This window comes from Bartonella sp. AP57NXGY, assembly GCF_042195805.1.
In the GTDB taxonomy this organism is placed as follows: Bacteria; Pseudomonadota; Alphaproteobacteria; order Rhizobiales; family Rhizobiaceae; genus Bartonella.
In genome coordinates this window covers 5,344-29,174 of the sequence record NZ_JBHIOZ010000011.1, presented here as the reverse complement: position 1 = coordinate 29,174, position 23,831 = coordinate 5,344, and the positions used below count along the sequence as shown (strand labels likewise).

The window sequence follows — 23,831 nt, the reverse complement described above, 5'->3', positions numbered from 1 at the left end:
TTTCAGTACATGCAATCTCGTTTTTGGGGTTGATAATGCTATAACGTTGTAATTGGCAATGCCATTGATTTTGTAAGCGTTCAATGGAAAATAAATTAAAGCCTGCGGGTGGTTTTTTATCACCAAAAGCTTGTGATGCAGAAGGAACACCAACAATAGGAATTTTTTTAATTGGTCCTTCAATGTAATTCAATGTGGGTAAATGAGTATGTCCGTGAAGAATAAGCTCACAACCGTGGTATTTGATAATGTCTAGAAAACGTTTTATATCCCGTAGTTTTTTATGCCAAGACGTTGCCTTTGGAAAGGGGGGGTGGTGAATCATGACGACACGAAAAAGGTTGCGCTGTGCTGCTTCCTTTAAAAAGAGCGGTAAAGTTTGCGCTTGCATTTTACCAAAATAGCCAGAAGCTTGAAAAGGCAATGTCGCAATGGCTGAAGAAGCTGCTATGATGGCAACATCTTTGCGAATGCGCATATAAGGAAAGGCACTTTTTTGAGGGATGTCACCTGTAATCCAAGGTTTAAAGAGAGTGCATGCTTTTTGTAAAGCGCCGCGGACATAGGCATCGTGATTTCCAAATGTCAAAGAAATATCTTGAGGTTTTCCTAGGTTAAGTAGCCAACGATGAGCTTGTACAAATTCTTTATCGAGAGCAAGATTTACAAGATCACCAGAGATCACAAGGTGATCAGGTTTTGTTTTGTTCAAGGCATCTATTAAAGTTTCTAGGACATCTGTTGCCATCTGACTCTTACGTTTTTTTTGCCAGTTCAGATAACCGGTAAGACGTTTCCCAGAAAGTTCAAAAAGGGAAGGTTGCGGGAGAGGGGAAAGATGTACATCCGATATATGGGCAAGATAAAACATAAAAGCTCGTAAAGTATTAAAAACGATTTAAAGAGTAAACATAAGATAAGTTAGTGCTTAAAGGCAAGAAAGATTGTAAAATGAAAATTAGCTTGCAAAAAAGAATGTCTCAAGCGGAATGTTCCAAATAGAATATCCCTAATAAAATATCATTGTGTTGTAGATTCACATATTTGTAAAAAAACATTTCTCAATGCGTTTGAGCTAATTTCACGATGGTACTCGATATTATAATGGAAAGCTTCTGTGAACTATATAGGGCTTACTGTACACTACCATCTCTACACTTATACAAGGTGCAAATAAAAAACATCATACTATTTTCCCCCAATTTTATGAAAATCCTTGCTTTGCTTTAAGAGGATTCATAAGAGGTATTTCACTCTTTTCTTCAATGGTTTCTATCCATACAGCATCCCTTCTAATAATACGCAAGAGAATGTTTTTTATTGTTTTAATATGAGGATATTGGAAATAAGGAGAATTCCACTGTATTTTGAGTTATAAATCAATACGTTATCTAATTACAAAAGACAAGCAAATACGTAAAAAGATAAGCTGAATTTTAAAACTATTATACGAAATCTCAGACTTTTTAACGGCCTTCATAATACCACATGCTGCTCAACAGTAAAAGGCAAGCAAGCAGTGCAAAAAAACCAGAAAATATCGAAAAATAAAAGGTATTGATTAAACGGGTTTCTGTTGCTTCTTTCAGAACAATTGAATGTGCTGGGGAAGAGGACGGACTTGTTTTTGATTGAATCAGCTTAAATGGAGGAAGATGAATGTTTTCTTTTCCTTCAGGGTGTAAACGTCCGATGTAGCCACCAGTGTGCTTAATAATGGGGGCTAGTTTTTCTTGTGTTGAAATCAAGTCAAACAACTCAAGATTATCGAGCATCCCTACAGAAGAAAGTATTGTTAAACCGCCATTTTTAATGTTAAAAATTCCTGTCTCATCAGTGGTCACAGTTGCAGTAAAAAGGCCTTCTTTCTCTTTGGTCAGAGTAATATTTTCTTTTTTTCCAGAGGGAAAGATTATTTCAGCGGGTTCTGGATGGTCTTTTAGAGTTTGGCGGCGAATTGTTAAATGATGATGGCTGCTAGTCGCACTTAATTTTTCTTCCTCAAGTTCTGGTTCTTTCATGAGCCAATGGGCAATACGACGATAAAGAGCAGCATAAGGACCACCGCCTTCGAAACCTCGTGCCCAAAGCCAACTTTCATCAGAAAGCAACATGCCCATACGTCCTTTATCAACATGGGAGAGAAGTAAAAGTGGTTGTTCATCCGCTCCTTTCATGAGGGCGATTCCGTTATTTATGTTTTGAATAGCAATTTGTCGCAACCATTGCCCCCATTGAGAAGCGGGAAGGTTAAGTGTTGCAAGACCCCTTGTGACAGGATGGCGCTCACCTTCTTTGGTTAATGTGGGGCGAAAAGGTTTTTCAATAATAGTTCCATTGGGCAATGCCGGTAGAATGCTTATTAAAGGTGTTTTCGCAAGTGAGTTTTTTTGGGTAAATTCAGGTCCTGTTACCATCAACAATGCACCCCCCTTTTGTACATATTGGGCGATATAATCATAATAGATTAAGGGGAGAACAGTAGAGTGCTGGTAGCCATCAAGGATGATGAGATCAAAGTTATTAATTTCTTCAACAAAGAGTTTTCTTGTGGGAAAGACCACTAAGGATAATTGGCTTGAGGGCGTATTATCTGCTTTGGTGGGGGGACGCAAAATAGTAAAGTGAACAAGATCAATATTGGAGTCACCTTTCAAAAGGTCTCGCCATGTCCGTTCTCCATTATAAGGAGCACCTGAAATAAGAAGAACGCGTAAATTTTCTCTGATTCCTTCAATAATTGTTATGGCGCGGTTGTTTTCCAAGCTTAGTTCACCTTTGTGTGGATCAGTTATAACTTGGATAATATTTTTTTCAGCATGAGGAAGGGTAATTTCAGTTTGAAAAATCACGCCAGGAGTTACAGAATAATGGCCAATGTCTTGTCCATTGACGCTTAGTGTAATATTTGCTTTCTCTGATATTGTTTTTTTGGCGGGGCCTTTATCTTCTACCAAAATGGAGAGCGTTTGTGGTTTGTTGACAAGGGCAAAGCGTGGAGGAGAAATAAACTTGATTTGGCGATCAAATTCATCTGAGTATCCTGTAATCAGGGCATTGAGAGGTGCTTCATGATGAAGGTCTGATAGGTCAGGGATGTCATGCACTTGTCCATCGGTGATAAAAATGGTTCCTGCATAACGAGAGAACGGTACATCAGATAGTGCTTGTGTTAAAGCTTCAAACAAATTCGTTGAGGGTGCATATCGATTATCAGCAAGTTTCCCAGCTTCAATAAAGCGTGGTTCAAATTGTGGATAATGCGCCAGTGTTTCGACTAATTGCCTGCGCGCTTCATCACTATCATTTGTACGTGTTCCAAATGATTGGCTTTTGCTGCGGTCAATGACAATGCCTACTGTGCTTTTCAGTGGTTCGCGCTGTTCTTTTATGATCATTGGATTGAGCAAAGCAAGGATAAGGGCGCTTAATGCCATCAGACGAAATAAAGAACCTTGCCGTAGCGTAACAAGACCAACAACGACAAAAAGAATCGATATTCCGCTTAAGAGCAGAATCCAAAAGAGTGGTAAAAAAGGCTGAAAAGTGAAAAATGATATCATTGCCTTCTTTCTCTTTTAAAGCGTTCCAAGAGTGCTGGAACATGCACTTGATCCGCTTTATAGTTTCCTGTAAGCACATAAAGGACAATATTTAAACCTGCACGAAATGCCCATAGACGTTGCATTGGATCATTGGGAACAAGGGGATATTTCCATGCCCCTTTTTCATCGAGTGCCCAAGCCCCAGCAAAGTTATTTGCGGTGATGAGAAGGGAGCTTACGTTATCGCCGTTGGCAAGAGAGTTTTTATTTTTTTTGTTTGTTGATGAGGATTCAACCCATAAAGGTGAACCACGGTAGAGACCAGGAAAATCTGGCATAATATAAAAAGAACGTGCAACAACATGATCTGTTGATGCTGGCTCAATGGATGGAATATTTAACTTTTTTAAGATATCTCGTAATCTTTGCGTTTCTGGAGTAGCGTCTCCTTCAAGATTAAGATTGCTCTTTATCTGATCGCGCGTGTCAAATAAAATTGTTCCCCCATGTTTCATAAAGTTATTTATTTTTTCAAGGCTTTTGGGGGTTGGTATAGGACTCTTAACATCAATTGGCCAGTAAATAAGAGGATAAAAAGAGAGTTCATCTTTATCGAGATCAAGTGCTGTAACAGAGCCAAGGGTAAGCATTGTGCGCTCTGCGATAAATTGACTTAACGCTTCTAGACCACTTTTACTCGTTGTATCAATTTCATGATTATTGGTTATAACATAGGCAAGATGTGTTGCGCCAGCAGCTTGTACACTATCATGATGATTTTCTTTCGTTTGTGCATGAAGAGTTGGATCATATGAAAACAAGGCAATAAGACTTATAAAGGGGACGAGAAACATATTACGCCGTTTCATGAAAGAAAAAATATCTCCCATCCATAAAATGAGAAAATTGTCAAAGGCGAATAATAAGATGGCTAATCCTAAAAGTGGACCGATAAGATTTTTTTCTTTTGTATCGTAAGATAAAGGGCTTTTATTAAGAGAAGTTGGCAATGATGATTGTTTCATCAAGTGCGACGAATGAGTTAAGAGATTGAGTGCATAAAAATTGTTTTTGGCACCATAAAGTCCTGGGGGAGTATGGTAGGAAGGATGGGGTGGATTTTGAGAGTCAAAGATCAAAGGAACAACATCAGAGGGTGGTACTTGTAATTGTCCGTCAATGGCTATAGTTCGCCAAGGGTTTTGTATCACTGTTCTTTTTTCTCTGTGTGTTAGGTTTGTGTTTTCGTTAGAACCTAATGTGATTAATTTTTGCAGCATTTGTGCAAAAAAGCCAGAAAGAGGAAGGTTAGACCATGTTGGGTCAGGAGCAACATGAATGAGAATGAGGGTTCCTTTACCACGTTTTGCTGCGGTAACAAGAGGAGTTCCATCCGAAAGGCTAAGCCACGTTTTTTCAAAAAGATCTGGGGTTGGTTCTGCGAGGATTTGGCGCGAGACAGTAACATCTCCTGGAAAGGGAAGACCAAAGAAAAAGCTATTTTTTGCAAAAGGGGCAAGCTTTTGTGGTTTTGTCCAAGACATAATACTTCCAAGGGAACGTTGACCTGGGCGCAGTGGTATCGGAAGAAGGTTATCGTAATGTTCTGCGCTACTGAGTTTTTCTCCTGCAAAGCGGATGAGTGTTCCCCCTTTATTCACAAAATCAGAAAGTTTTTTTTCTGCTTTTGGGGGTATGTTAACAATGTCACCCATAATCAAAACAGATGGATTTTGTTTAAGCAAATGATCAATATCCGTTGAAAGTTCTCTTCCACCGGCTGTTATAAGCTGTGTATGACCTTGTAAGGCTTTGATAATGTAATAAAATGGAGCAAGTAAAGGCTGTGCCATTTCATTGGTATCGGGTGAGAGAAGAGCAACACGGCTTATCCTGTTATGGCTATCTACCAAGAAGGTTGCAGCAGCATGGTTTTGATTGTTTATTTTTATCCAAGCGATATCATTGCGTAGTTCAAGTGGTACATTAAAAGGAACAAGTGCTGTTGTTTCTCCTTCAGAGAACTTGTTCGTAAATTGACCGAGAAGTTGATTATTTGAATCGTAAAGGCTGAGTATAGCGGGAGTATTACTGTGTGTTGTTGAGCGGATAATACGCGCGCCCATGTTTCCATTATTATTTTCTATGGATGTTATGCCGGTTAAATCGGAAATATCAGTCAAATACCACAAGAAGTTTCTAGGTTTTAATTCTTCAAGAAGAGCAAAAGCTTGCTCATCTTCATTTGTTTGTAATCCATCACTTAAATAAGCAATATCAAGAGGTTTTCCTTTGGTTCTTTCGCTGAGTTTTTTGAAGGCATGCACACGGTTGACAGGCCAAGGACGCGGTTGCAAATGCATTAAATGCTGTTTTATAATCTTGGCTGGTTGGGGCTCTATATTGGAGATATTATTTTCAGCCGTTGCAACAAGATAAATATTTTTTTGCTGTTTTTCTGCCTGTGCAAGGAGCATTTCAGCGATAGAGATGCGCTGTTTCCATTCTTTTACAGAAACCCAACCATTATCAATAATGAGTGCAAGGGGTTGAGATCCGGAAAAGCTTATTGGTTTTTGATTCCAAGTGGGGCGTGCTAGAGCTATGATAACAAGTGCCGCTATGGTTAAACGCAACAAGAGCAACCACCAAGGTGTATGTTTTGCTGTTTCTTGTTGATGAGTTGGTTTGGGTAAGAAGCGAAAAGGGGGAAAAAGCTCTTTACGCGGAGATGGAGGAGTTATCCGCAACAGCCACCAAATGACCGGTAGGAACAAAAGCCCTAGTAACAGAAAGGGAGCAGCAAAACTCAAAGTGCCCTCCTTTTTTGCAATGGAGAGTCGCTCATTGTATTTGCAAGATGAAAAATGGTCTCTGTTAAAGGTTGATCTGTTGTACTAACGTGATAAGACCATCCTTGGCGTGCGCAAAAATTTACCAATTCTTGTCGCCTTGCGTGATATAGTTTACAATAGCTCTTACGAAGATCTTCTGCTTTAGTGGAAACATGTTTCTCTTTCGTTTCGGGATCCAAAAATTCTGTGTGACCTGTGTAGGGAAAGCTTTCTTCTGCGGGATCAGAAATTTCAATTAAATGCGCTGTCACTTGTTTTGTAGTTAAAACGGTTAAATGTTGGATGATTTTTTCAGGATAGTCGAGAAAATCACTCATTATAATGACATGTGAAAAGCGTGTAATCGTTGAAAAATCCGGAAATAAATTTTCATCTGAATGATTTTCTAAAGCAAAGGCTATTCGTTCTACGACATTGGATGTCATTGTGGGGGACATTAAGTTAGGAATAGCAATATGTTCGCCACTGCGTGCAAGAAGGGATGCCAAGGTAAGGGTAAGAATAATGGCATGATTACCTTTAGAGATTTTAGAAAAGCGCGAACAGTAATGCATTGATGCGCTCTGATCAGGACAAAGCCAAACGGTTTGTGTCATTTGCCATTCATGTTCACGGAGATATGTATTTTCATCACGCGCTGAGCGACGCCAGTCAATGCGGCTAATGGATTCTCCTTCCATATAGGGACGAAATTGCCAAAAGTTTTCCCCATTACCGCTTTTACGTTGTCTATGCCATCCGGTTATCAATGTATTAGCGATATGACGCGCTTGTAAAAGGAAATATGGCATTTTGCCAGTATCCTTATGCAGTTCATTTGCCAGCGACAATGGAGGCTTTTGTAAAACTTTTTTGCCAAGAGCCATTCAAAGAGCATCTTTCACAAGGTTATTAATAATATCTTTTACGGTTATATCTTCAGCACGGGCAGAAAAATTAAGAGCCATGCGGTGTTGTAATACAGGATAGGCCAATGCTTCAACATCATCAAGTGAAGGGGCTAAGCGTCCATAATAAAGAGCACGGGCGCGAACACAAAGTGAAAGGGCTTGTGATGCCCGTGGACCAGGTCCCCAAGAAACATAAGTATTAGCAAGGCTATTGTCTTTATGAGGGCGAGATGAGCGGACAATTTTTAAAATAGCTTCGATCACACTTTCTGAAAGAGGCATTTTGCGAACGATATTTTGAATTTTTTGCAATTTTTTGCCGGATAAAATTGGTTTTGCATTTGATTTTTTTTCTTTTGTTGTTTCTAAAATAATCCGTCGCTCTGTTGTGAGGTCAGGATAGTCAATATCGATTTGCATCAAAAAGCGATCCAGTTGTGCTTCAGGAAGTGGATAGGTCCCTTCTTGTTCGAGAGGATTTTGCGTTGCAAGAACATGAAAAGGTTGTGGCAAATCATAACGGTTACCTGCAACAGTAACATGATATTCTTGCATAGCTTGTAAAAGGGCTGACTGTGTCCGTGGGGAAGCACGATTGATTTCATCGGCCATGAGAAGTTGCGTAAAAATAGGACCTTGAATGTATCGAAAAGAACGTTTACCGTCTTTATCGGAATCCATAATTTCAGAACCAATAATATCCGATGGCATTAAGTCAGGAGTGAATTGGATGCGTTTTTCATCAAGCCCTAAGACTGTTCCCAATGTTTCAACAAGACGTGTTTTTGCAAGTCCTGGAGCACCGACAAGAAGGGCGTGACCACCAGCAAAAATAGCGATTAAAGCATATTCGATTACCTGATTTTGCCCAAAAATAACTTTGTCAATTTCTTTTTGTAAAATATCCAATTCTTTGTGTGCCGTATCAATATCATCAATAATGACTTGAGCTTCATGATTGATATTGACCTTTTTTATAGAATTGGATGATGGATCATGTTGACTCATATTTCTTCCTTAAGGCGTTTGTCGCAAAAATGGTAATTTTCTCTGCATGATAATGGATATCTTATTGTTTGTAACAGAAAATGAGAAGAAATGAAGTATCATATGCCGTTTTTTTTCATATTCGTATAGAAGAGAAAAGTTTCTTTGGAAGAATAGACGTGCTTTATAAGGGATGTCTTAAAAAATTTGTTTTATGAAGAGAGTTTTTTAAAGCAATGAAGACAACTTTTTTGAAAGGTTAAAGGGTGAATATAAGACAGAACTTCAAACAGGTTGCGTGGTTACAACAAAGTGATATCCAAACACTTCTTCGTGTTTTGTCTGTGGAGGGGGAAGAGGCGCGTATTGTAGGGGGAGCAGTGCGCAATCAACTGCTAGGGCAGCCTATTAGTGATATTGATATTGCAACAACCTGTTTGCCGCAACAGGTTATTGCACGTGTAGAAGAAGCAGGATTTAAAGCTATTCCTACAGGGATTGCTTTTGGTACAATAACAGTAGTTGCTCATTCATGTTCTTATGAGGTTACAACGCTTCGCTGCGATATTGAAACAGATGGTCGTCATGCAAAAGTGGCATTTGGTCGTGATTGGAAAAAAGATGCTGAACGGCGAGATTTTACGATAAATGCGCTTTATTGTGATGCTGCTGGCAACCTTTATGATGATGTGGGAGGTTTGAGTGATATTGCTAGCCGAACAGTTCGTTTTATTGGGGTTGCAGAAGATCGTATTGGCGAAGATTATTTGCGTATTTTACGGTTTTTTCGCTTTTTTGCGTGGTATGGAGCAGGGCGACCTGATGTGCAAGGATTGAAGGCATGTGTTCGTTTAAAACACGGTTTAAAAAAACTTTCTTCTGAACGTATTTGGGCAGAAATGAAAAAGCTTCTTGCGGCGTTTGATCCAACGCGTGCTCTTTTATGGATGCGACAAAGCAGAATTTTGGCACTCATTTTTCCTGAAACAGAACGATGGGGTATTGATGCAATTCACGCATTGGTGAAGACAGAACAGGATCTTGGTTGGAAAGTTGATCCATTGTTACGGCTAGAAAGCCTTCTTCCTCCTGATCCCATGCGTCTTCATGAAATGGCACAGCGCTTGCGTTTTTCTCTTAAGGAAACAACGCGATTAAAAGAATGGGCAGAGTTAGAAATAATAAACCAAAACTGTTCTGATCATTTTGTGCAAAAACTGATTTATTTTCATGGACGACAGCCAGTTTTAGATCAATTATCGTTGTCTGTCGCTGCATCACATCTTGATCATCTGGAAAAAAGTGATGCTTTGCAAAAAGCAGAGGGTTATGTCAAGCTTTATCAATTTGCCCAAAAATGGCAAATTCCAACTTTTCCTATTAATGGTAACGATTTAATAAAGAAAGGTTTTACAAAAGGTGTACTTTTAGGAAAAAAGCTTAAAGAGCTAGAAATGATATGGATTGAAAGCGGATTTTTAATGGATCGTCATGCACTATTAGAAAAAATTGATTTATAATATTTCTGTTTATAAACTCACTGTTGTTTATATTTTTTAAGTCAACATATTAATTTATAATAATCATTATTTATGTGAAATAAGAGTTCACAATATTGTAAGGTTATTTCAAACCTGTTCATATTACATCAATCAAAGTTATTGCCTTACACGTCACAAGTGAGGAAAAATGATTACAGAGAGGAAAAATGTCTCTTATGAATCATCTCAAAGATAAGGATTCTCGAAAATGAGAACGAATAAAGAGAATAGTGGTAGCGGTTTGCACCTTGTATGACCATAAAGAGGGGGATGTTCACTGGATTTTTACTATGAGGAGTATTTAATCATTCATAGGTGGTGATATGAGGTGATATGAAATGGATGTGATGGGCACTAAGAAATGTTTATTTTACCAGCACTTAATTGTTGGAAAATGATAGGCATTATACGCTCTAACTGTTCTTTATATGTTGTATTATTATTTTTCGTGATAATTTATGTTTTTATAGATTACAGTTTCTTTCATGATAACCAATTTGGCGTAATGCTTCTCCTGTTGTTATGGCTACGCTCATGGCGAGATTTAGAGAGCGTGCCTGTGGTTGCATGGGAATTTTTAATGTGTAATCGGCCGCTTCATGAACATAATCGGGAACGCCAGCTGTTTCACGACCAAAAAGTAAAACATCATTTCTTTGATAGCATATCTGCGTATAGCATGTTTTTGCTTTTGTACTTAAAAGCAACAGGCGGCGGTTAAAGTGTTTCATGGAGCTTATAAAATGTTGCCAATCAATGTGTCGTTCTAAGGAAGCATATTCGAGATAATCCAATCCTGCGCGTTTGAGATTACGATCCGACAGATTAAAGCCTGCAGGTTCAATAATGTGCACATGTAAACCAAAGCAAGCGCTAAGACGTAAAATCGTTCCAGTATTACCAGCAATATCAGGTTGGAAAAGAGCTATATGAAGTGTCATGTTCTCTGTAATATGATTTTTCTTTCGACTTTGTAAAGAAGCACCACAATTTATTCGAAAAATATGCTTTGAGAAATACATGTTTTTTACGGTTCATTTTTATTCCCTTTAAATTTCAGGGAAAAGTTATGTATACAGGTCTGTTTGGGATCAGAGAGAAGCTCCCTATTAGGGACTTCCTTTTATTGAGCAATCCATGAAATGACTTGGCTCATTATGTTGAAAAGTGGGATATTTAATGAGGTTAGATCATCAATTTTAATTAAAATCAACAAAATATGCTTTTTATGCAAAAACAGAAGCGAAAAAAATACTCATGCAACCAGTTGGAATTGAGGGAGGGAGAGATGCTGTAAATGTGTTAAAGAAATAACCGATAAGCTCAACTTGTTTACTGAGATATGGTCATAACAAGACTATGTTTCTTTCTTTAGAAGTGTTTATTTACATGCTATCTCTGATTTTCACGGGCGGGGGAGTAATTTTGATTGATTAATATGAATAGGTTTGAAATGAAAAAACCTTACGGTGTTTAGGGATTTCATTTACTCTGTAAAACGATGAATTATCATTATAAAACAGTTTTTTGTATAAACCATACAAATGGCAGGAGTGTTTTACGGGGATGTTTTTATGGTTGAGGTAACGGAGTGATCAAGCATTGTACAATGGGAGAGGGTATGGTAAAAGAATGTTTTAGCAAAGTGTCTCTTTAAGTTAAGGCCATGGGTGAGCAAACGAGGCGGGATTTTCTGTTTTTGGTAACAGCTGTTGCAGGAGCAGTTGGAATGGGAGCGGTTGTGTGGCCTTTTATCCGTCAGTTGCGTCCAGATGAAGCTGTTTTGGCATCTTCCTCTGTTGAGGTTGATCTTTCTGGTATTGAAGAGGGGATGTCAGTAACGGTAAAGTGGCGAGGACAGCCTGTTGTTATTCGAAATCGTACGGCAAAAGAAATTGCTGATGCGCGCGCTACTGAATTGAGACTTCTAAAAGATCGTCAAGCGCGCAATCCTAATCTTGAAGGTGAAAAAGAAGCGACGGATTTTGCACGTTCAGCAGGTAAAGGACGTGAAAATTGGCTTATCGTCATTAATCTTTGTACGCATTTAGGCTGTATAACACTTGGGCAATCTGGGAAATTTGGAGGGTGGTTGTGTCCATGTCATGGGTCTGTTTATGATACAGCTGGAAGAGTGCGGTCGGGTCCAGCTAACTATAATTTGGCTATTCCTCCTTACCAATTTCTTTCTGATACTTTGCTCAAAATAGGATAAGGTTATGACAAGGTTTTCTCCTTATTGTCCTAAAAATGCACTTGCCCGTTGGTTTGATAAGCGTTTTCCTCTTCCTCGTTTTTTTTATAATGCATTTGTGATTTTTCCTGTTCCGCGTAATCTTAATTACTTTTATACATTTGGCGGTATTTTGACCATTATGCTTTTATCACAGCTTTTGACTGGTATTGTCTTGGCTATGCATTATGTTCCGGATATTCATTTGGCTTTTGAAACCAGTGAACGATTTCGGCGTGAAGGGCAGTTTGGTTGGCTTTTTCGTCCATGGCATTGTGTAGGCTCTTCGTTTTTTTTTATTGCTGTTTATATCCATTTAGCACGTGGACTTTATTATGGTTCTTATAAAAATATGCGAGAAATGGTATGGGTTACAGGTATTTTTATTTATATCATCATGATGGCAATAGCATTTTTTGGTTATGTGCTTGTTTGGGGGATGATGTCTATTTCAGCGGCTTCAGTGATTGCAGGGCTTTTAAAAACGATACCTTTGGTGGGGACATGGTTGCATGAGACACTTCTGGGTGGTTATGTCGTAGGACAACCAACGTTGAATCGTTTTTATGTTTTCCATTATGTTTTATCATTTATTTTGCTTCTTTTTGTGGGGCTGCATATTTGGGCAATTCATTGTGTTGGGCAAGGCAATCCAACGGGTCTTGCTATACAATCAGATAAGGAAACAGTTCCATTTTCGCCTTATGCGCTTATCAAAGATATTTTTGCTATTACTGTTTTTCTCATCTTCTTTGCCTGGTTTTTGTTTTATATGCCCGATTATATGGGGCAGGCTGAAAATTATAGTGTGGCAGATCCTTTAAAGGCACCTCTTCGTGTGGTTCCAGAATGGTATTTTTTGCCTTTTTATGCGATGCTTCGTGCTATAACTTTTGATATCGGTATTTTCTCTTCAAACTTTGTTGGCTTTGTTTTATTCGTCAGTTCGATTTGCATTTTAATTTTTGTGCCATGGTTAGACCGCTCTAAAATATGTTCAGCAAGATATCGACCTGTTTATAAAATTTTCTTTTGGGCGTTGGTTATTGATGTCGTTTTTCTTGGTTGGTTGGGGTCAAGAGAAATAAGTGACAAAATTCTTTTATGGACACAATTGGCTACGGTTTATTATTTTATATTTTTTTTGGTTATTTTGCCGATTTTGCCAGCGTTTGAAAAAAATTGTTCTCTTCCTTCTTCAATTATGCAAGATTTAAAACAGAAAAAAAAGAGACTATGGTAAATGTTTTTGTCGGGCTGGTTGTTATTGTTGCTATGAGTTTTTCTGCTCAGAGTTTAGCGAGTGATGCCTCTGATCAGGAAGAAGGATTTATTTCTTTTCCTTTACAGGTTCCTAAAAAACAAGAATGGAGTTTTTCAGGTCCATTTGGGCTTTATGATAAGGCGCAATTGAGGCGCGGATTAAAGGTTTATAGACAAGTTTGTTCCAGCTGCCATGGGCTAAAATATGTGGCTTTTCGCAATTTAAAAGATCTTGGGTATGATCAAGAACAGATCAAAGCTTTGGCGGGGCAATATGAAGTGCGCGATGGTCCTAATCGAGAAGGAAAATTTTTTAAACGTGCTGGGGTTGCAACGGATTGTTTTCCTTCTCCCTTTTCACATGAAGAAGAAGCAAGATTTATTTTGAATAGTGCTTATCCTCCAGATTTGACATTGATAGCACGTGCACGTGGGGTATCTTTGCCGTTTCCTGCTTTAATTACTGATGCATTGACTCATTATGATACAGCTGGTCCAGATTATATTACAGCTCTTTTAACAGGATATCAGAAGGCACCGAAGGAGATAAAAATTGCGAATGGTTATTGGTATAATCCTTATTTTATTGCCGGTAATTCTTTAACTATGGCTCCTCCTTTGAGTGATGGTATGGTTGCTTATGAAGATGGAACCCCAGAAATCATTGAACATTATGCGCGCGATGTTTCTGCTTTTTTGATGTGGGCTGCCGATCCTCATATGGAAATTCGTAAAAAAACCGGTTTTCGTGTTATTTTATTTTTAATCATTTTTGCAGGGTTTGTTTATATTTTAAAAAATCGTATTTGGTGTGGTTTAGAAGAAGAATTAGAGAAAGAAATAAAAGACGAAATAAAGAGAAAAGGGTAAAGCGATAAGGCTCAAAAGAGTATAGAGTATAAAGAGCATAAGGAACAAATCTTTTTATGATGCATTGAGGTTTTATAAAATAAAAGCAAAGTAAAAATGGAGATGTTAAAATGAAAAAAATTGCATGTACTACTCTTATGTCAATTTTGATGGTTTCTAGTACTTATGCTCAGTCTTTTGAAGTGCCTTCAAAACCTGAAATGATCTCTTCGACGGGTATTGTACAGGTGGGGATAGATAAGTCTGTGCGTTATGTGACACCTTTAGCAACGGATTTTGTTGCTTCCAGTCTTATAGGCGCCAATGTATATAATATAGAAGATGAAAATATTGGTGAAGTAAAAGATATTATTTTACGTGAAAATAATATTGCAGGATTTGTTATTGCTGTTGGTGGTTTTCTTGGCATAGGCGAGAGTTATGTGGTCGTTTCTCCAGAAACAATCCAGATGACAAATGATTATGGTAAATGGAAACTTATTACAAATGCGACAAAAGATTCTTTAAAGAACGCTCCAACATTTAAATACGAAGGGCGTTGGACACGCTAATTTTATATTTCTATTCTTTAATGGACCAAGCTGTTGCTATCACAATCATATGCTAGCAACAGTTTTTTTGTTCTAAAAGCTCTTGAGAATTTTTGCGACAAGATTCCAAGGAGCTATTATCAAAGTTTTCAAGATAAACTATTAAGACAGAGTGAAGATTTAAGTATTATGTTTAAATAACATGATATCGCCATCTTGCACAATGTATTCCTTTCCTTCATCGCGGGCTTTTCCTGCTTCCTTTGCACCGCTTTCTCCACCCAGAGCAATATAGTCATTATAGCTGATGGTTTGGGCACGAATGAAACCGCGCTCAAAATCTGAATGAATAACACCAGCTGCTTGGGGAGCTTTTGTACCACGCGTAATTGTCCATGCTCGTGTTTCCTTAGGCCCACAGGTGAAGTAAGTAATGAGATCAAGTAAATGGTAACCAGCGCGAATGAGGCGATTGAGACTCGGTTCAAAGAGTTCTAGCGCATTGAGATATTCTGATGCTTCAGCATCACTCAGTTGTGTAATTTCCGCTTCGATAGAAGCAGAAATGATAATGCTTTGCGCATTTTGCTCTGTTGCCATTTTTTCAACTGTTTGGGTAAAGCTATTTCCACGAGCGGCGTCATTTTCGCTTACATTACAAACATAAAGTACAGGCTTGGAGGTTAAAAGATTCAAACTCTTAAGAATGTGGTGTTCATCGGAAGAAATATCTTTGAGTAATAACCGGACAGGGTTTCCCTGTTGCAGTATGTTTAATGCTTTTTCCATAATAGGTAAAATTGTGAGAGCTTCTTTGTCTTTTCCGGTTGCTCGTTTACGGATTTGTATGATTCGTCTCTCAAGACTTTCAAGATCCGCAAGCATGAGTTCGGTTTCAACCGTTGTCGCATCACAAACAGGATCAATACGTCCCTCTACATGGGTAATATCTTCATTTTGAAAACAGCGTAAAACGTGGACAATAGCATCGACTTCGCGAATATTGGCTAAAAACTTGTTTCCTAAACCTTCGCCTTTTGAAGCTCCTCGCACAAGCCCCGCAATATCGACGAAGTTAATGCGTGTAGGAATCATTTCTTTTGAACCAGCGATTGATGCAATTTTTTCCATTCGTAAATCTGGAACAGCAACTTCTCCGGTATTGGGTTCAATGGTACAAAAAGGATAATTGGCAGCCTGTGCAGTGGCTGTTTTTGTTAATGCATTAAAAAGAGTTGATTTCCCGACATTAGGTAATCCGACAATACCGCATTTAAAGCCCATGAGAGTCTTTCTTTTCTATTAATTTTATGGTCAAGATAAAGCTTCCTTTTTATAGCATATTTTCAGAAGAGTTATAGTCCTGGTCTTGCGATAAGTGAGAAAAAAGTCTAAAGTAATAGGTATCTACTTTTTTACCTTAGTTCTTCTTACCTTATTGTTCTCCTTAGTTACAAGGATAAGAAAACTTCGAATTAATGTTAATATTGTGCTAAGTTTTTCATGGTATGCAAATCTGCATAAATAATTAATCGGAGAAAATAGAAGAGTGTTATCTCGTTGTGCCTTTTTAATTGCAGCACTTTTGGCTTTGGCTGGATGTGCTACACGTCAGTCAGATATGTCATCGGTACCTTTTCAACAAGTTCGATACATTCCACCAGAAATACAGGCTTTGTATGGTCCTGTAACGAATGAGACCTATTCGTTACCTGCTGTTGATCTTGCGACAATTGATCCAAAATATTGGCGACAAGAGGTGATTTATTATACATCTTATGCGCCTGGAACATTGGTTATAGATACGCAAGAGTGTTTTCTTTACCTTATTGGTGAAAATGGAAAAGCTTTGCGTTATGGGATTGGTGTCGGTAAAGAAGGCCTAGCATTTGAAGGTGAGGGGGTTATACAGCGCAAGCGTCGGTGGCCAAATTGGGCTCCTACTGCAGCTATGATGGCTCGAGAACCAGAACGTTATGGTCATCTTGGGAAAGGAATGCCACCAGGGCCCGATAATCCATTAGGTGCGCGGGCACTTTATTTGTTCAAAAATGGGAAAGATACACTTTTCCGTATTCATGGCTCACACGAATCGTGGTCAATTGGGCGTGCTATTTCAAGTGGGTGTATCCGTTTGCTTAATCAAGATATTATCGATCTTTATGATCGTGTTCCCATTGGTTCGCGTGTTGTGGTATTGCAAAACAATAGGAGTATTCCTACAGTTTATAGTCAACAATCAAATGGTTACGATCCGCTACAGTCGACCATTCAGCCAAATGATTTTTTTTAATTTAGGGGAGAAGATTGGAGAGAGCTGTGTTTGCTGTTCAATCTTCTCTTTCTCTCAAAAGAGAATATAAGCCTTTCTTCTTCAAAGGTGTATACAAGCTTGTATTCTGTTCTATTTTCTAGCTTCTCACGTTGCCAACAGATTTTGCCTTTGAGAAAGTTTATAAGAGGATTTTTTTAAGAGTTCTTATTCATATTCTTCACGCGACAGGGGCACGCAAGCTAATGGTTCTGATTGTGTTTTATCGTTTGTGAAACTTCATTCATAAAGAGGGATTTATCATCTTTTATAAGGAGAGCGATATTTTTTGCAATTGTCTCTAAGAGAGGGGATAACCATTCTTGATCAGATTTGGTAAAATTCCCCAAGACATGTTGATGAACAAGTTCTTTGCTTCCAGGATGACCAATTCCTATGCGTATACGACAATAGTCAGTACCACAATGGGCATCAATAGACTTAATGCCATTATGCCCATTATGTCCTCCACCAATTTTTATACGAACTTTCCCCGGTGACAGGTCTAGTTCATCATAAATGATGATCAAATTCTTTAAATCTAATTTATAAAATCGCAAAGCTTCACCGATAGCTTGACCAGAAAGATTCATGAAAGTTTGTGGTTTTATAAGAAAAATTTTCTCATTATTTATGAAACCATTGGAGATTTCTGCTTGAAACTTCTTTGACCATGGAGAAAAAGAGAAGGACTGATAAATGGCATCAACAGCCATAAAACCGATATTATGGCGGTTATTTTGATATTGTAAACCAGGATTGCCAAGACCAGCAATAAGCCACATGTGTATCTTCAGTCAAAGTATGAGTAAGGGTAATGTCTCATAAATTAAGGCGGAAAAATTCCCGCCTTTTGAGTTTTATGAAGTTTGTGTGTCTTCTTCATCATTTTCTTGTTCAGAAGTTTCATCGCTGACATCCATGCCAGCAGGAGCTGCAATGGTTGCAATGGTAAAGTCTCGATCTTGGATGATGGGAGTCACATCTTTTGGCAGTTGCACTGCTGAAATGTGAATAGAATCACCAATAGAGTAGCTGGAGAGATCAATTTCAATAGCTTCAGGAATAGCACTTGCTGGAGCTGTACATTCAATTTCGTGCCGAACAATATTGAGGACACCACCCTTTTTAAGTCCAGGTGCCGTATCTTCATTGAGGAAGTGGACAGGAATATTCACTTCTACAACGGATTTTGCTGAAATGCGCAAAAAGTCTACATGGAGGGGAAAGTCACGCACGGGATCTAATTGATAATCTTTTGGCAAAACCATAATTTTTTGCTTGTCAAGAATAATCGTTGCAATGGTGGTGCGAAAGCCACCAGCATGAATTTTGTAGAAAATTTCTTTATAGGGAACTGTTATTGCCAAAGGTGGTTGTTTTTCACCATAAATGACAGCAGGAATAAGACCGTTGCGGCGAAGTTCACGGGAGGACCCCTTACCAACCCGCTCGCGTTTTTCGGCCTTAAGAGTGTAGCTTTTGCTCATAATTTAAGTCCTTTTTACATGATTGGAGATCCTTCAAAAACAGTAATAGTTTTTGCATGGATATGAAGATATGCGCTAACCAACAGCGATCACTCCATTCTACGTTGCCTCCAAGGGTGTCTACGCAGAAGTTTGTTCTATAGTTCAAACTATTCATAGATGCAAGAGTTGTGGGAAAAATCGATGATTTCTACCGTTAAAAAGGAGGAAATGTTACAAATTACGGTGTGGATGGAGAATCAACCAATATGTGCTGGCACTGATATGTTCAAAATCAAACACTGGAGATGTTATGAAGGTTGAGATTGCCTTGGGTGAGATGTCAGAAAGTCGTGCTTTGCATAAATCGATGCCAGCACTTCTTGATTTGGAAGAATTATTGGCGACACGTCTTCTTGTACAAGGTAATTCTGGTTCAGGGAAATCACATCTTTTACGCCGTCTTCTGGAGCAAAGTGCTCAGTGGGTGCAGCATTGTGTAATTGATCCAGAAGGCGATTTTGTAACTTTGGCAGATAAATTTGGTCATGTTATTGTAGAGGCTCAACGGAGCGAACTAGAATTGACACGTATTGCGCATCGCATTCGACAACATCGGGTTTCGGTGGTATTTAATCTTGAAGGTTTGGACACTGAACAACAGATGCGTGCTGTAGGGGCTTTCCTTGGGGCACTGTTTGATGTGGAACGTGATTATTGGTATCCTATGCTTGTCGTTGTCGATGAAGCACAATTGTTTGCTCCAACTGCAGCAGGAGAAGTTTCTGATGAAGCGCGTAAAATTTCTTTGAGCGCTATGACCAATCTGATGTGTCGAGGACGTAAACGTGGTCTTGCTGGTGTTATTGCGACACAACGTTTGGCTAAGCTTGCCAAAAATGTTGCGGCTGAAGCTTCAAACTTTTTAATAGGGCGGACTTTTTTAGATATTGATATGGTGCGCGCCGCTGATCTTTTGGGGATGGAGCGTCGCCAAGCGGAAATGTTTAGAGATCTTGAACGGGGAAATTTTATAGCTTTAGGCCCTGCTTTATCACGACGTCCCTTACCAATTATTATCGGTTCTGTTGAAACTTTGGCACGCTCTTCTAGCCCTAAATTAATGCCACTTCCAACAGAGCGGGATGATGTGCAAGAGCTCGTTTTTACTGCTTCACCAGAGGAAATTTTAACGCCATTTAAACAAACACGAGAGCCGATGAGGGAAAAGTCAATGCACGAGATGTTAGAGGAGGTCGTGCATAAAAAACAAGAGTTGTTAGAAGAAAACCCAAGTTTATTTCCTGAACTTTCTGATGTTGAGCGTGACGGGCAAGCAGAACATATTATTCGGGAAATTCTTGAGGATTCTGAAGCTTTTTATCGTTCAACAGCGGTGCTTTATCAAGATTTTTCAGTTCGTTGCCGTATCCATGGGATGTCAAAGGTTCCTTTTAATCTTTCACAATTTCGGCGTAAATTGGCTATTGCTCAGGCTTTTGTTGATGAACAAACGGCTGTCAGTGAACATTGGAAACATATTTTGCAGATATCAGAAAGTTTGGAAGAAGATGTTCAAGGAGTCTTCTTGAACGTGGCACAGGCCGCATTAGGGGGAAAGCCATGTCCATCTGATGCATTTTTAGCACGTCTTTATGGGACTCATTCTTTAAGCCGTGCACGCCGACTTTTAACCTACTTTGAAGAGCGTGGACTTATTGTTATTCACACGCATTTTAGTGGTCAACGTATTGTTGCCTTTCCTGATCTTGGTGTTGAAACAGCACCGGGAGACCCCAAGGAACCACTTTAACCAAATAAGCTGGAAACCGATTGTTCTGCTGCTGTCCTTGCTATTGCTTCTCCCATAAGGTCGGCAATGGGCAAAACACGAATATTATGGGTTTTCTCAATAGCTTGTGTTGGCATAATTGAATCTGTAATAACCAATTCTTTCATCTCTGAATTAGCAATTCGCTCGATTGCATTACCAGAAAGAACACCGTGCGTGATATAAGCTGTGACACTATTGGCACCATGTTTAAGCAGAGCACTTGCTGCATTGCATAAAGTTCCACCTGAATCAACAATATCATCAAGCAAAAGGCAATCTTTTCCCGATACATCTCCAATGATATTCATAACTTCTGATTCACCGGGGCTTTCGCGACGTTTATCCACAATAGCGAGCAAACTGTTCAAGCGCTTGGCAAGCGCGCGCGCGCGAACCACACCACCCACATCAGGTGAAACAACGATAACATTTTCAAGAGAATAATGCACTTTGACATCGCGAGAAATGACAGGAACAGCATAGAGATTATCCGTAGGGATATCAAAAAAACCTTGAATTTGTCCTGCATGAAGGTCTAGTGTTAAAACACGATGGGCCCCTGCTTCAGTAATGAGGTTGGCAACAAGTTTTGCAGAAATAGGAGTTCGTGGTCCTGGTTTTCTATCTTGGCGGGCATAGCCAAAATAGGGGATAACAGCTGTAATACGACGCGCAGAAGAACGACGAAGGGCATCAATCATGATGAGTAATTCCATCAAATGATCATTTGCGGGATAGGATGTAGATTGCAAAACAAAAACATCTTGTCCACGTACATTTTCATGCAGTTCTACGAAAATTTCTTGATCAGCAAAGCGCTTTACAGTTGCTTTGCCTAAGGGGATGTTCAAATAATTTGCAACATCTTCAGCTAGGCGTGGATTAGAATTTCCGCAGAAAAGTTTCATAGTAGAACCTCTGAATCATCATGGTGGGAATGCGACACGGTTTTTAATTTCTTTTTATTAAATTGCAAGAGAGCAATTACAAAAGCCTTACAATTTTATCGATTATTATAAAAGAGCTATGCAGTATGTTTTCTCTTTTTCCAAAAGTTTATTACTTTTAGAGCAAAGTTTTTTCTCCATGCGGCAAAGAAATACATATTGATTAAGCTTTTTGGTTATTACTTTATAAAAATACTTTCAATATGGGGAATGTTTCATATTTAAGATGAATGAAGGGGAGTAATAAAAAGAAGTATCATCTTGCCTTCAATCATTATAACCAAACATTGAAAATGATCATAGCGAAGGCTATCATATTTTATGGGCTGGTAGATAATTTCGTGAAAAAAGCAAAGTACAATGGGGTTTATTTTTCCATTTGGGTAAAAAGTTTAGTTTTGCAGTTTTGGTATTGTTCTCAAGCATAAAAGGGGCTCATCTTTTGTTTTTCAGCATAATAGCAGAAATTTGCCGTCCGTAATCGGGTTCGTTGCGGTGTATTGCACGGCGATAGGAGAAAAAACGCTGTTCATCTTGATAGGTACAAAGCTCTACACAAGAAGCATTAACACCTGCTTCTTTGAGTTGGTTTATAATAAATGCCCATAGATTAAAATAAAAGCGATTTATTTTGTCTGTTTTTAAAAAATATTTTTGGTATTTGCTGTGGTAATCAATAAATTGGTCGTAAAATTCATTTGTTACTTCATAGTGATAAGGGCCAATACAAGGTCCAAGGACTGCTGTTATTGATTGTCTTTTGGCTCCTTGTTTTTCCATAACAGCAATTGTTTTCTCGATAATTCCATTTAAGCTTCCACGCCAGCCAGCATGAGTTGCAGCGATGACTCTAGCTTGTGGATCAGCAAACAGAATGGGTCCGCAATCTGCTGTAAGAACCCCAATAACGAGTTCTGGGGTGGTTGTAACCAGAGCATCAGCTTGAGGAGGTGCACCGATAGTTGCTTGATGAGCTACGACAACGTTACAGGAGTGTATTTGATTAACTGTGACTAAATTTTGCGCTTCAATAGAAAAATAATTGGCAATCAAAAGACGATTCTGTACAATATATTCAAGTTGATCATTTGAACCTTTCCCAACATTAAGACTATGATAAAGATTTTTTGAAACACCACCTTGACGTGTAAAAAATCCATGTTTTATTCCATGGGGGTGTAAAGTAGAAAGATTTTTTGCAAGAATGGGATGAGGGATAGATTTCATAAAAGTTCCTTATGGAGATTATTTAAAGTGAGGATGGAGATGTTCATATTTGTCAATGAATATTTCAGATAATGATGTGCTTATTGACAAAAGCGCCGATCATTAAAATTGGGGAGGTATGGAGATATTTTTATCACTGAAATGTAAAACTTTAAATAATTTTCCCATCTGATCTGGACTAGCGAGCCGTTCGATGTCTTGGCGGATTTTGTCTTGCAAAGGAGCACTTTTGCCAACTCCAAGCTGGTTTGCGCGCTCCAGTAGCCCCATTTTAAAAAGAAATTCTCCTTGCTCTAAGATTTCAGCAAAACAGCCCTGTTCAAGAGCTATGTTTTTTAAAAAAGAAAAATCAACATGGGATGTTAAATCATGTTCACCAGGGGCATCAAAAACATCACGAAATCTATGTTTTGAGAGTGCTTGCAAGGTATCGCCAAAGGCAAGCTCACAAGCACCATAGTCGATAAGTAAAGCAGAACCTGTCACTTGCACTAAATGGTGGCTGATTTGTTGCATGAATTGATGCCGTAAGGGGGCATGTTCAAAAATTGTTCCGTCAGGCACTTTAGAACAATAGGTTTGTAGACAAGAAGAGGGAAGTTTATGCGGGGCAGCAATAAAGATGAAATCTCCATTTTGATTGACTGTAATGCGGCGCTCTTTCCATTCTCCATTGACTTTAATATATTGGTTGATAGGGAGTGTATCGAGAAATTCATTAGCAATGAGGAAGAGAGGATTTGAAGGAATTTGATTAAAATTTTCAATGCTATGGATTTGTTTTTGATAAGAGAAAAGGCGCTTTTTTTGTTCTTTTGCAAGTTTTTTGCTTATTTCGATCAGAAAAATTTCAGCAGCATTAAATGCCGTTTGAGAGAGCTTTTGGATAGTTCGCAAAATGTCATCCATCAAAGTTCCTCGTCCTGGACCTATTTCAGCGAGAATAAAAGGGTGAGGGCACCCTTGAGCTTTCCAGCTTGCAAGAGTCCAAATGCCAATCATCTCTCCAAATAATTGGCTTATTTCAGGTGCTGTAATGAAATCACCAGCATGTCCAAAAGGGGTTTGTGTGTGATAATAACCAAATTGGGGATCGGTGAGTGCCAACGTCATATATTGGCTAACAGTGATTGGTCCATTAAGGACAATAATTTCTTTAATTTTTTCTTTGAGATTGGCCATTTTCTGTCGGTTTATATTTAAAGGCGTGGAGAAGAAGATAAAACCCTACAAGAAGCATGGGAAGAGATAAAGCCATGCCATAGGTAAAACCAGTAGAATGGAAAAGAGTCGAAAACCATTCTGGATCTTCTTGAGGCGCACGGTAAA

General features: G+C 38.7%; 19 protein-coding genes and 1 pseudogene. 7 read left to right on the top strand and 13 right to left on the bottom strand.

Annotation, left to right across the window (positions count from 1 at the left end):
* The 5 genes from ACFIL8_RS02955 to ACFIL8_RS02935 all read right to left on the bottom strand — a co-directional run.
* The coding region (locus ACFIL8_RS02955; RefSeq protein WP_375688873.1) for a metallophosphoesterase family protein at positions 1-871 on the bottom strand (871 nt) is incomplete at its 3' end.
* Between the two features lie 595 nt (positions 872-1,466).
* The gene (locus ACFIL8_RS02950) at positions 1,467-3,563 is read right to left on the bottom strand and encodes a glutamine amidotransferase (protein ID WP_375668222.1); all 2,097 of its coding nucleotides are present in this window, start codon (positions 3,561-3,563) and stop codon (positions 1,467-1,469) included.
* Positions 3,560-6,358, bottom strand: coding sequence for a DUF4159 domain-containing protein (locus tag ACFIL8_RS02945; RefSeq protein WP_375638068.1), 2,799 nt, complete (start codon positions 6,356-6,358; stop codon positions 3,560-3,562). Before ACFIL8_RS02945 ends, ACFIL8_RS02950 begins: the two co-directional genes overlap by 4 nt.
* Positions 6,355-7,266, bottom strand: a complete 912-nt coding sequence (locus ACFIL8_RS02940; protein WP_375638069.1) for a DUF58 domain-containing protein — start codon at positions 7,264-7,266, stop codon at positions 6,355-6,357. Before ACFIL8_RS02940 ends, ACFIL8_RS02945 begins: the two co-directional genes overlap by 4 nt.
* Positions 7,267-8,298 carry an AAA family ATPase gene (locus tag ACFIL8_RS02935; protein WP_375612988.1) on the bottom strand — a complete coding sequence of 344 codons (1,032 nt, stop codon included), beginning with the start codon at positions 8,296-8,298 and terminating at the stop codon, positions 7,267-7,269. It abuts the gene before it with no gap.
* 245 nt (positions 8,299-8,543) lie between these two features.
* Between ACFIL8_RS02935 and ACFIL8_RS02930 the strand changes: the two genes are divergently transcribed.
* Positions 8,544-9,797 carry a CCA tRNA nucleotidyltransferase gene (locus tag ACFIL8_RS02930; RefSeq protein ID WP_375612987.1) on the top strand — a complete coding sequence of 418 codons (1,254 nt, stop codon included), beginning with the start codon at positions 8,544-8,546 and terminating at the stop codon, positions 9,795-9,797.
* A gap of 485 nt (positions 9,798-10,282) precedes the next feature.
* On the opposite strand, the gene ACFIL8_RS02925 is transcribed toward ACFIL8_RS02930, so the two are convergent.
* The gene (locus ACFIL8_RS02925; RefSeq protein ID WP_375612986.1) at positions 10,283-10,759 is read right to left on the bottom strand and encodes a tRNA (cytidine(34)-2'-O)-methyltransferase; all 477 of its coding nucleotides are present in this window, start codon (positions 10,757-10,759) and stop codon (positions 10,283-10,285) included.
* A 725-nt stretch (positions 10,760-11,484) separates the two neighbouring features.
* Between ACFIL8_RS02925 and petA the strand changes: the two genes are divergently transcribed.
* The 4 genes from petA (at position 11,485) to ACFIL8_RS02905 (ending at position 14,735) form a co-directional block, all read left to right on the top strand.
* A complete protein-coding gene (gene petA, locus ACFIL8_RS02920; protein WP_375611173.1) occupies positions 11,485-12,033 on the top strand; it encodes a ubiquinol-cytochrome c reductase iron-sulfur subunit in 549 nt (182 codons plus the stop codon).
* A gap of 4 nt (positions 12,034-12,037) precedes the next feature.
* Positions 12,038-13,294, top strand: coding sequence for a cytochrome bc complex cytochrome b subunit (locus ACFIL8_RS02915; RefSeq protein WP_375611174.1), 1,257 nt, complete (start codon positions 12,038-12,040; stop codon positions 13,292-13,294).
* Positions 13,288-14,184 carry a cytochrome c1 gene (locus ACFIL8_RS02910; RefSeq protein ID WP_375636227.1) on the top strand — a complete coding sequence of 299 codons (897 nt, stop codon included), beginning with the start codon at positions 13,288-13,290 and terminating at the stop codon, positions 14,182-14,184. The genes ACFIL8_RS02915 and ACFIL8_RS02910 overlap by 7 nt, the downstream gene beginning before the upstream one ends.
* 110 nt (positions 14,185-14,294) lie before the next feature.
* On the top strand, positions 14,295-14,735 hold the full coding sequence (locus ACFIL8_RS02905; protein WP_375611176.1) for a PRC-barrel domain-containing protein: 441 nt from the start codon (positions 14,295-14,297) through the stop codon (positions 14,733-14,735).
* Between the two features lie 159 nt (positions 14,736-14,894).
* On the opposite strand, the gene ychF is transcribed toward ACFIL8_RS02905, so the two are convergent.
* Positions 14,895-15,998, bottom strand: coding sequence for a redox-regulated ATPase YchF (ychF, locus tag ACFIL8_RS02900; protein ID WP_375611177.1), 1,104 nt, complete (start codon positions 15,996-15,998; stop codon positions 14,895-14,897).
* Between the two features lie 265 nt (positions 15,999-16,263).
* Here ychF and ACFIL8_RS02895 point away from each other — a divergent pair, with 265 nt between their 5' ends.
* On the top strand, positions 16,264-17,007 hold the full coding sequence (locus ACFIL8_RS02895) for a L,D-transpeptidase (RefSeq protein ID WP_375611178.1): 744 nt from the start codon (positions 16,264-16,266) through the stop codon (positions 17,005-17,007).
* Positions 17,008-17,228: 221 nt separating this feature from the next.
* On the opposite strand, the gene pth is transcribed toward ACFIL8_RS02895, so the two are convergent.
* Complete coding sequence (gene pth, locus ACFIL8_RS02890) at positions 17,229-17,810, bottom strand: aminoacyl-tRNA hydrolase (protein ID WP_375631640.1); 582 nt, start codon at positions 17,808-17,810, stop codon at positions 17,229-17,231.
* Positions 17,811-17,885: 75 nt separating this feature from the next.
* Positions 17,886-18,515 (bottom strand): 50S ribosomal protein L25/general stress protein Ctc, encoded by a 630-nt coding sequence (locus tag ACFIL8_RS02885; protein ID WP_375611180.1) that lies wholly within the window; start codon positions 18,513-18,515, stop codon positions 17,886-17,888.
* A 292-nt stretch (positions 18,516-18,807) separates the two neighbouring features.
* On the opposite strand from ACFIL8_RS02885, the gene ACFIL8_RS02880 reads away from it, so the two are divergent.
* Complete coding sequence (locus tag ACFIL8_RS02880) at positions 18,808-20,307, top strand: helicase HerA domain-containing protein (RefSeq protein ID WP_375612981.1); 1,500 nt, start codon at positions 18,808-18,810, stop codon at positions 20,305-20,307.
* Here ACFIL8_RS02880 and ACFIL8_RS02875 read toward each other — a convergent pair.
* The 4 genes and pseudogenes from ACFIL8_RS02875 to ACFIL8_RS02860 all read right to left on the bottom strand — a co-directional run.
* Positions 20,304-21,236, bottom strand: a complete 933-nt coding sequence (locus ACFIL8_RS02875; protein WP_375606345.1) for a ribose-phosphate pyrophosphokinase — start codon at positions 21,234-21,236, stop codon at positions 20,304-20,306. The two genes, ACFIL8_RS02880 and ACFIL8_RS02875, sit on opposite strands and share 4 nt — an antisense overlap.
* A 474-nt stretch (positions 21,237-21,710) precedes the next feature.
* Positions 21,711-22,502, bottom strand: coding sequence for a peptidoglycan editing factor PgeF (pgeF, locus tag ACFIL8_RS02870; protein WP_375612980.1), 792 nt, complete (start codon positions 22,500-22,502; stop codon positions 21,711-21,713).
* A gap of 102 nt (positions 22,503-22,604) precedes the next feature.
* A complete protein-coding gene (locus ACFIL8_RS02865) occupies positions 22,605-23,684 on the bottom strand; it encodes a class I SAM-dependent methyltransferase (protein ID WP_375620698.1) in 1,080 nt (359 codons plus the stop codon).
* Positions 23,659-23,831: pseudogene (locus tag ACFIL8_RS02860) on the bottom strand (prolipoprotein diacylglyceryl transferase); the annotation flags it as partial. The gene ACFIL8_RS02865 and the pseudogene ACFIL8_RS02860, both read right to left, overlap by 26 nt.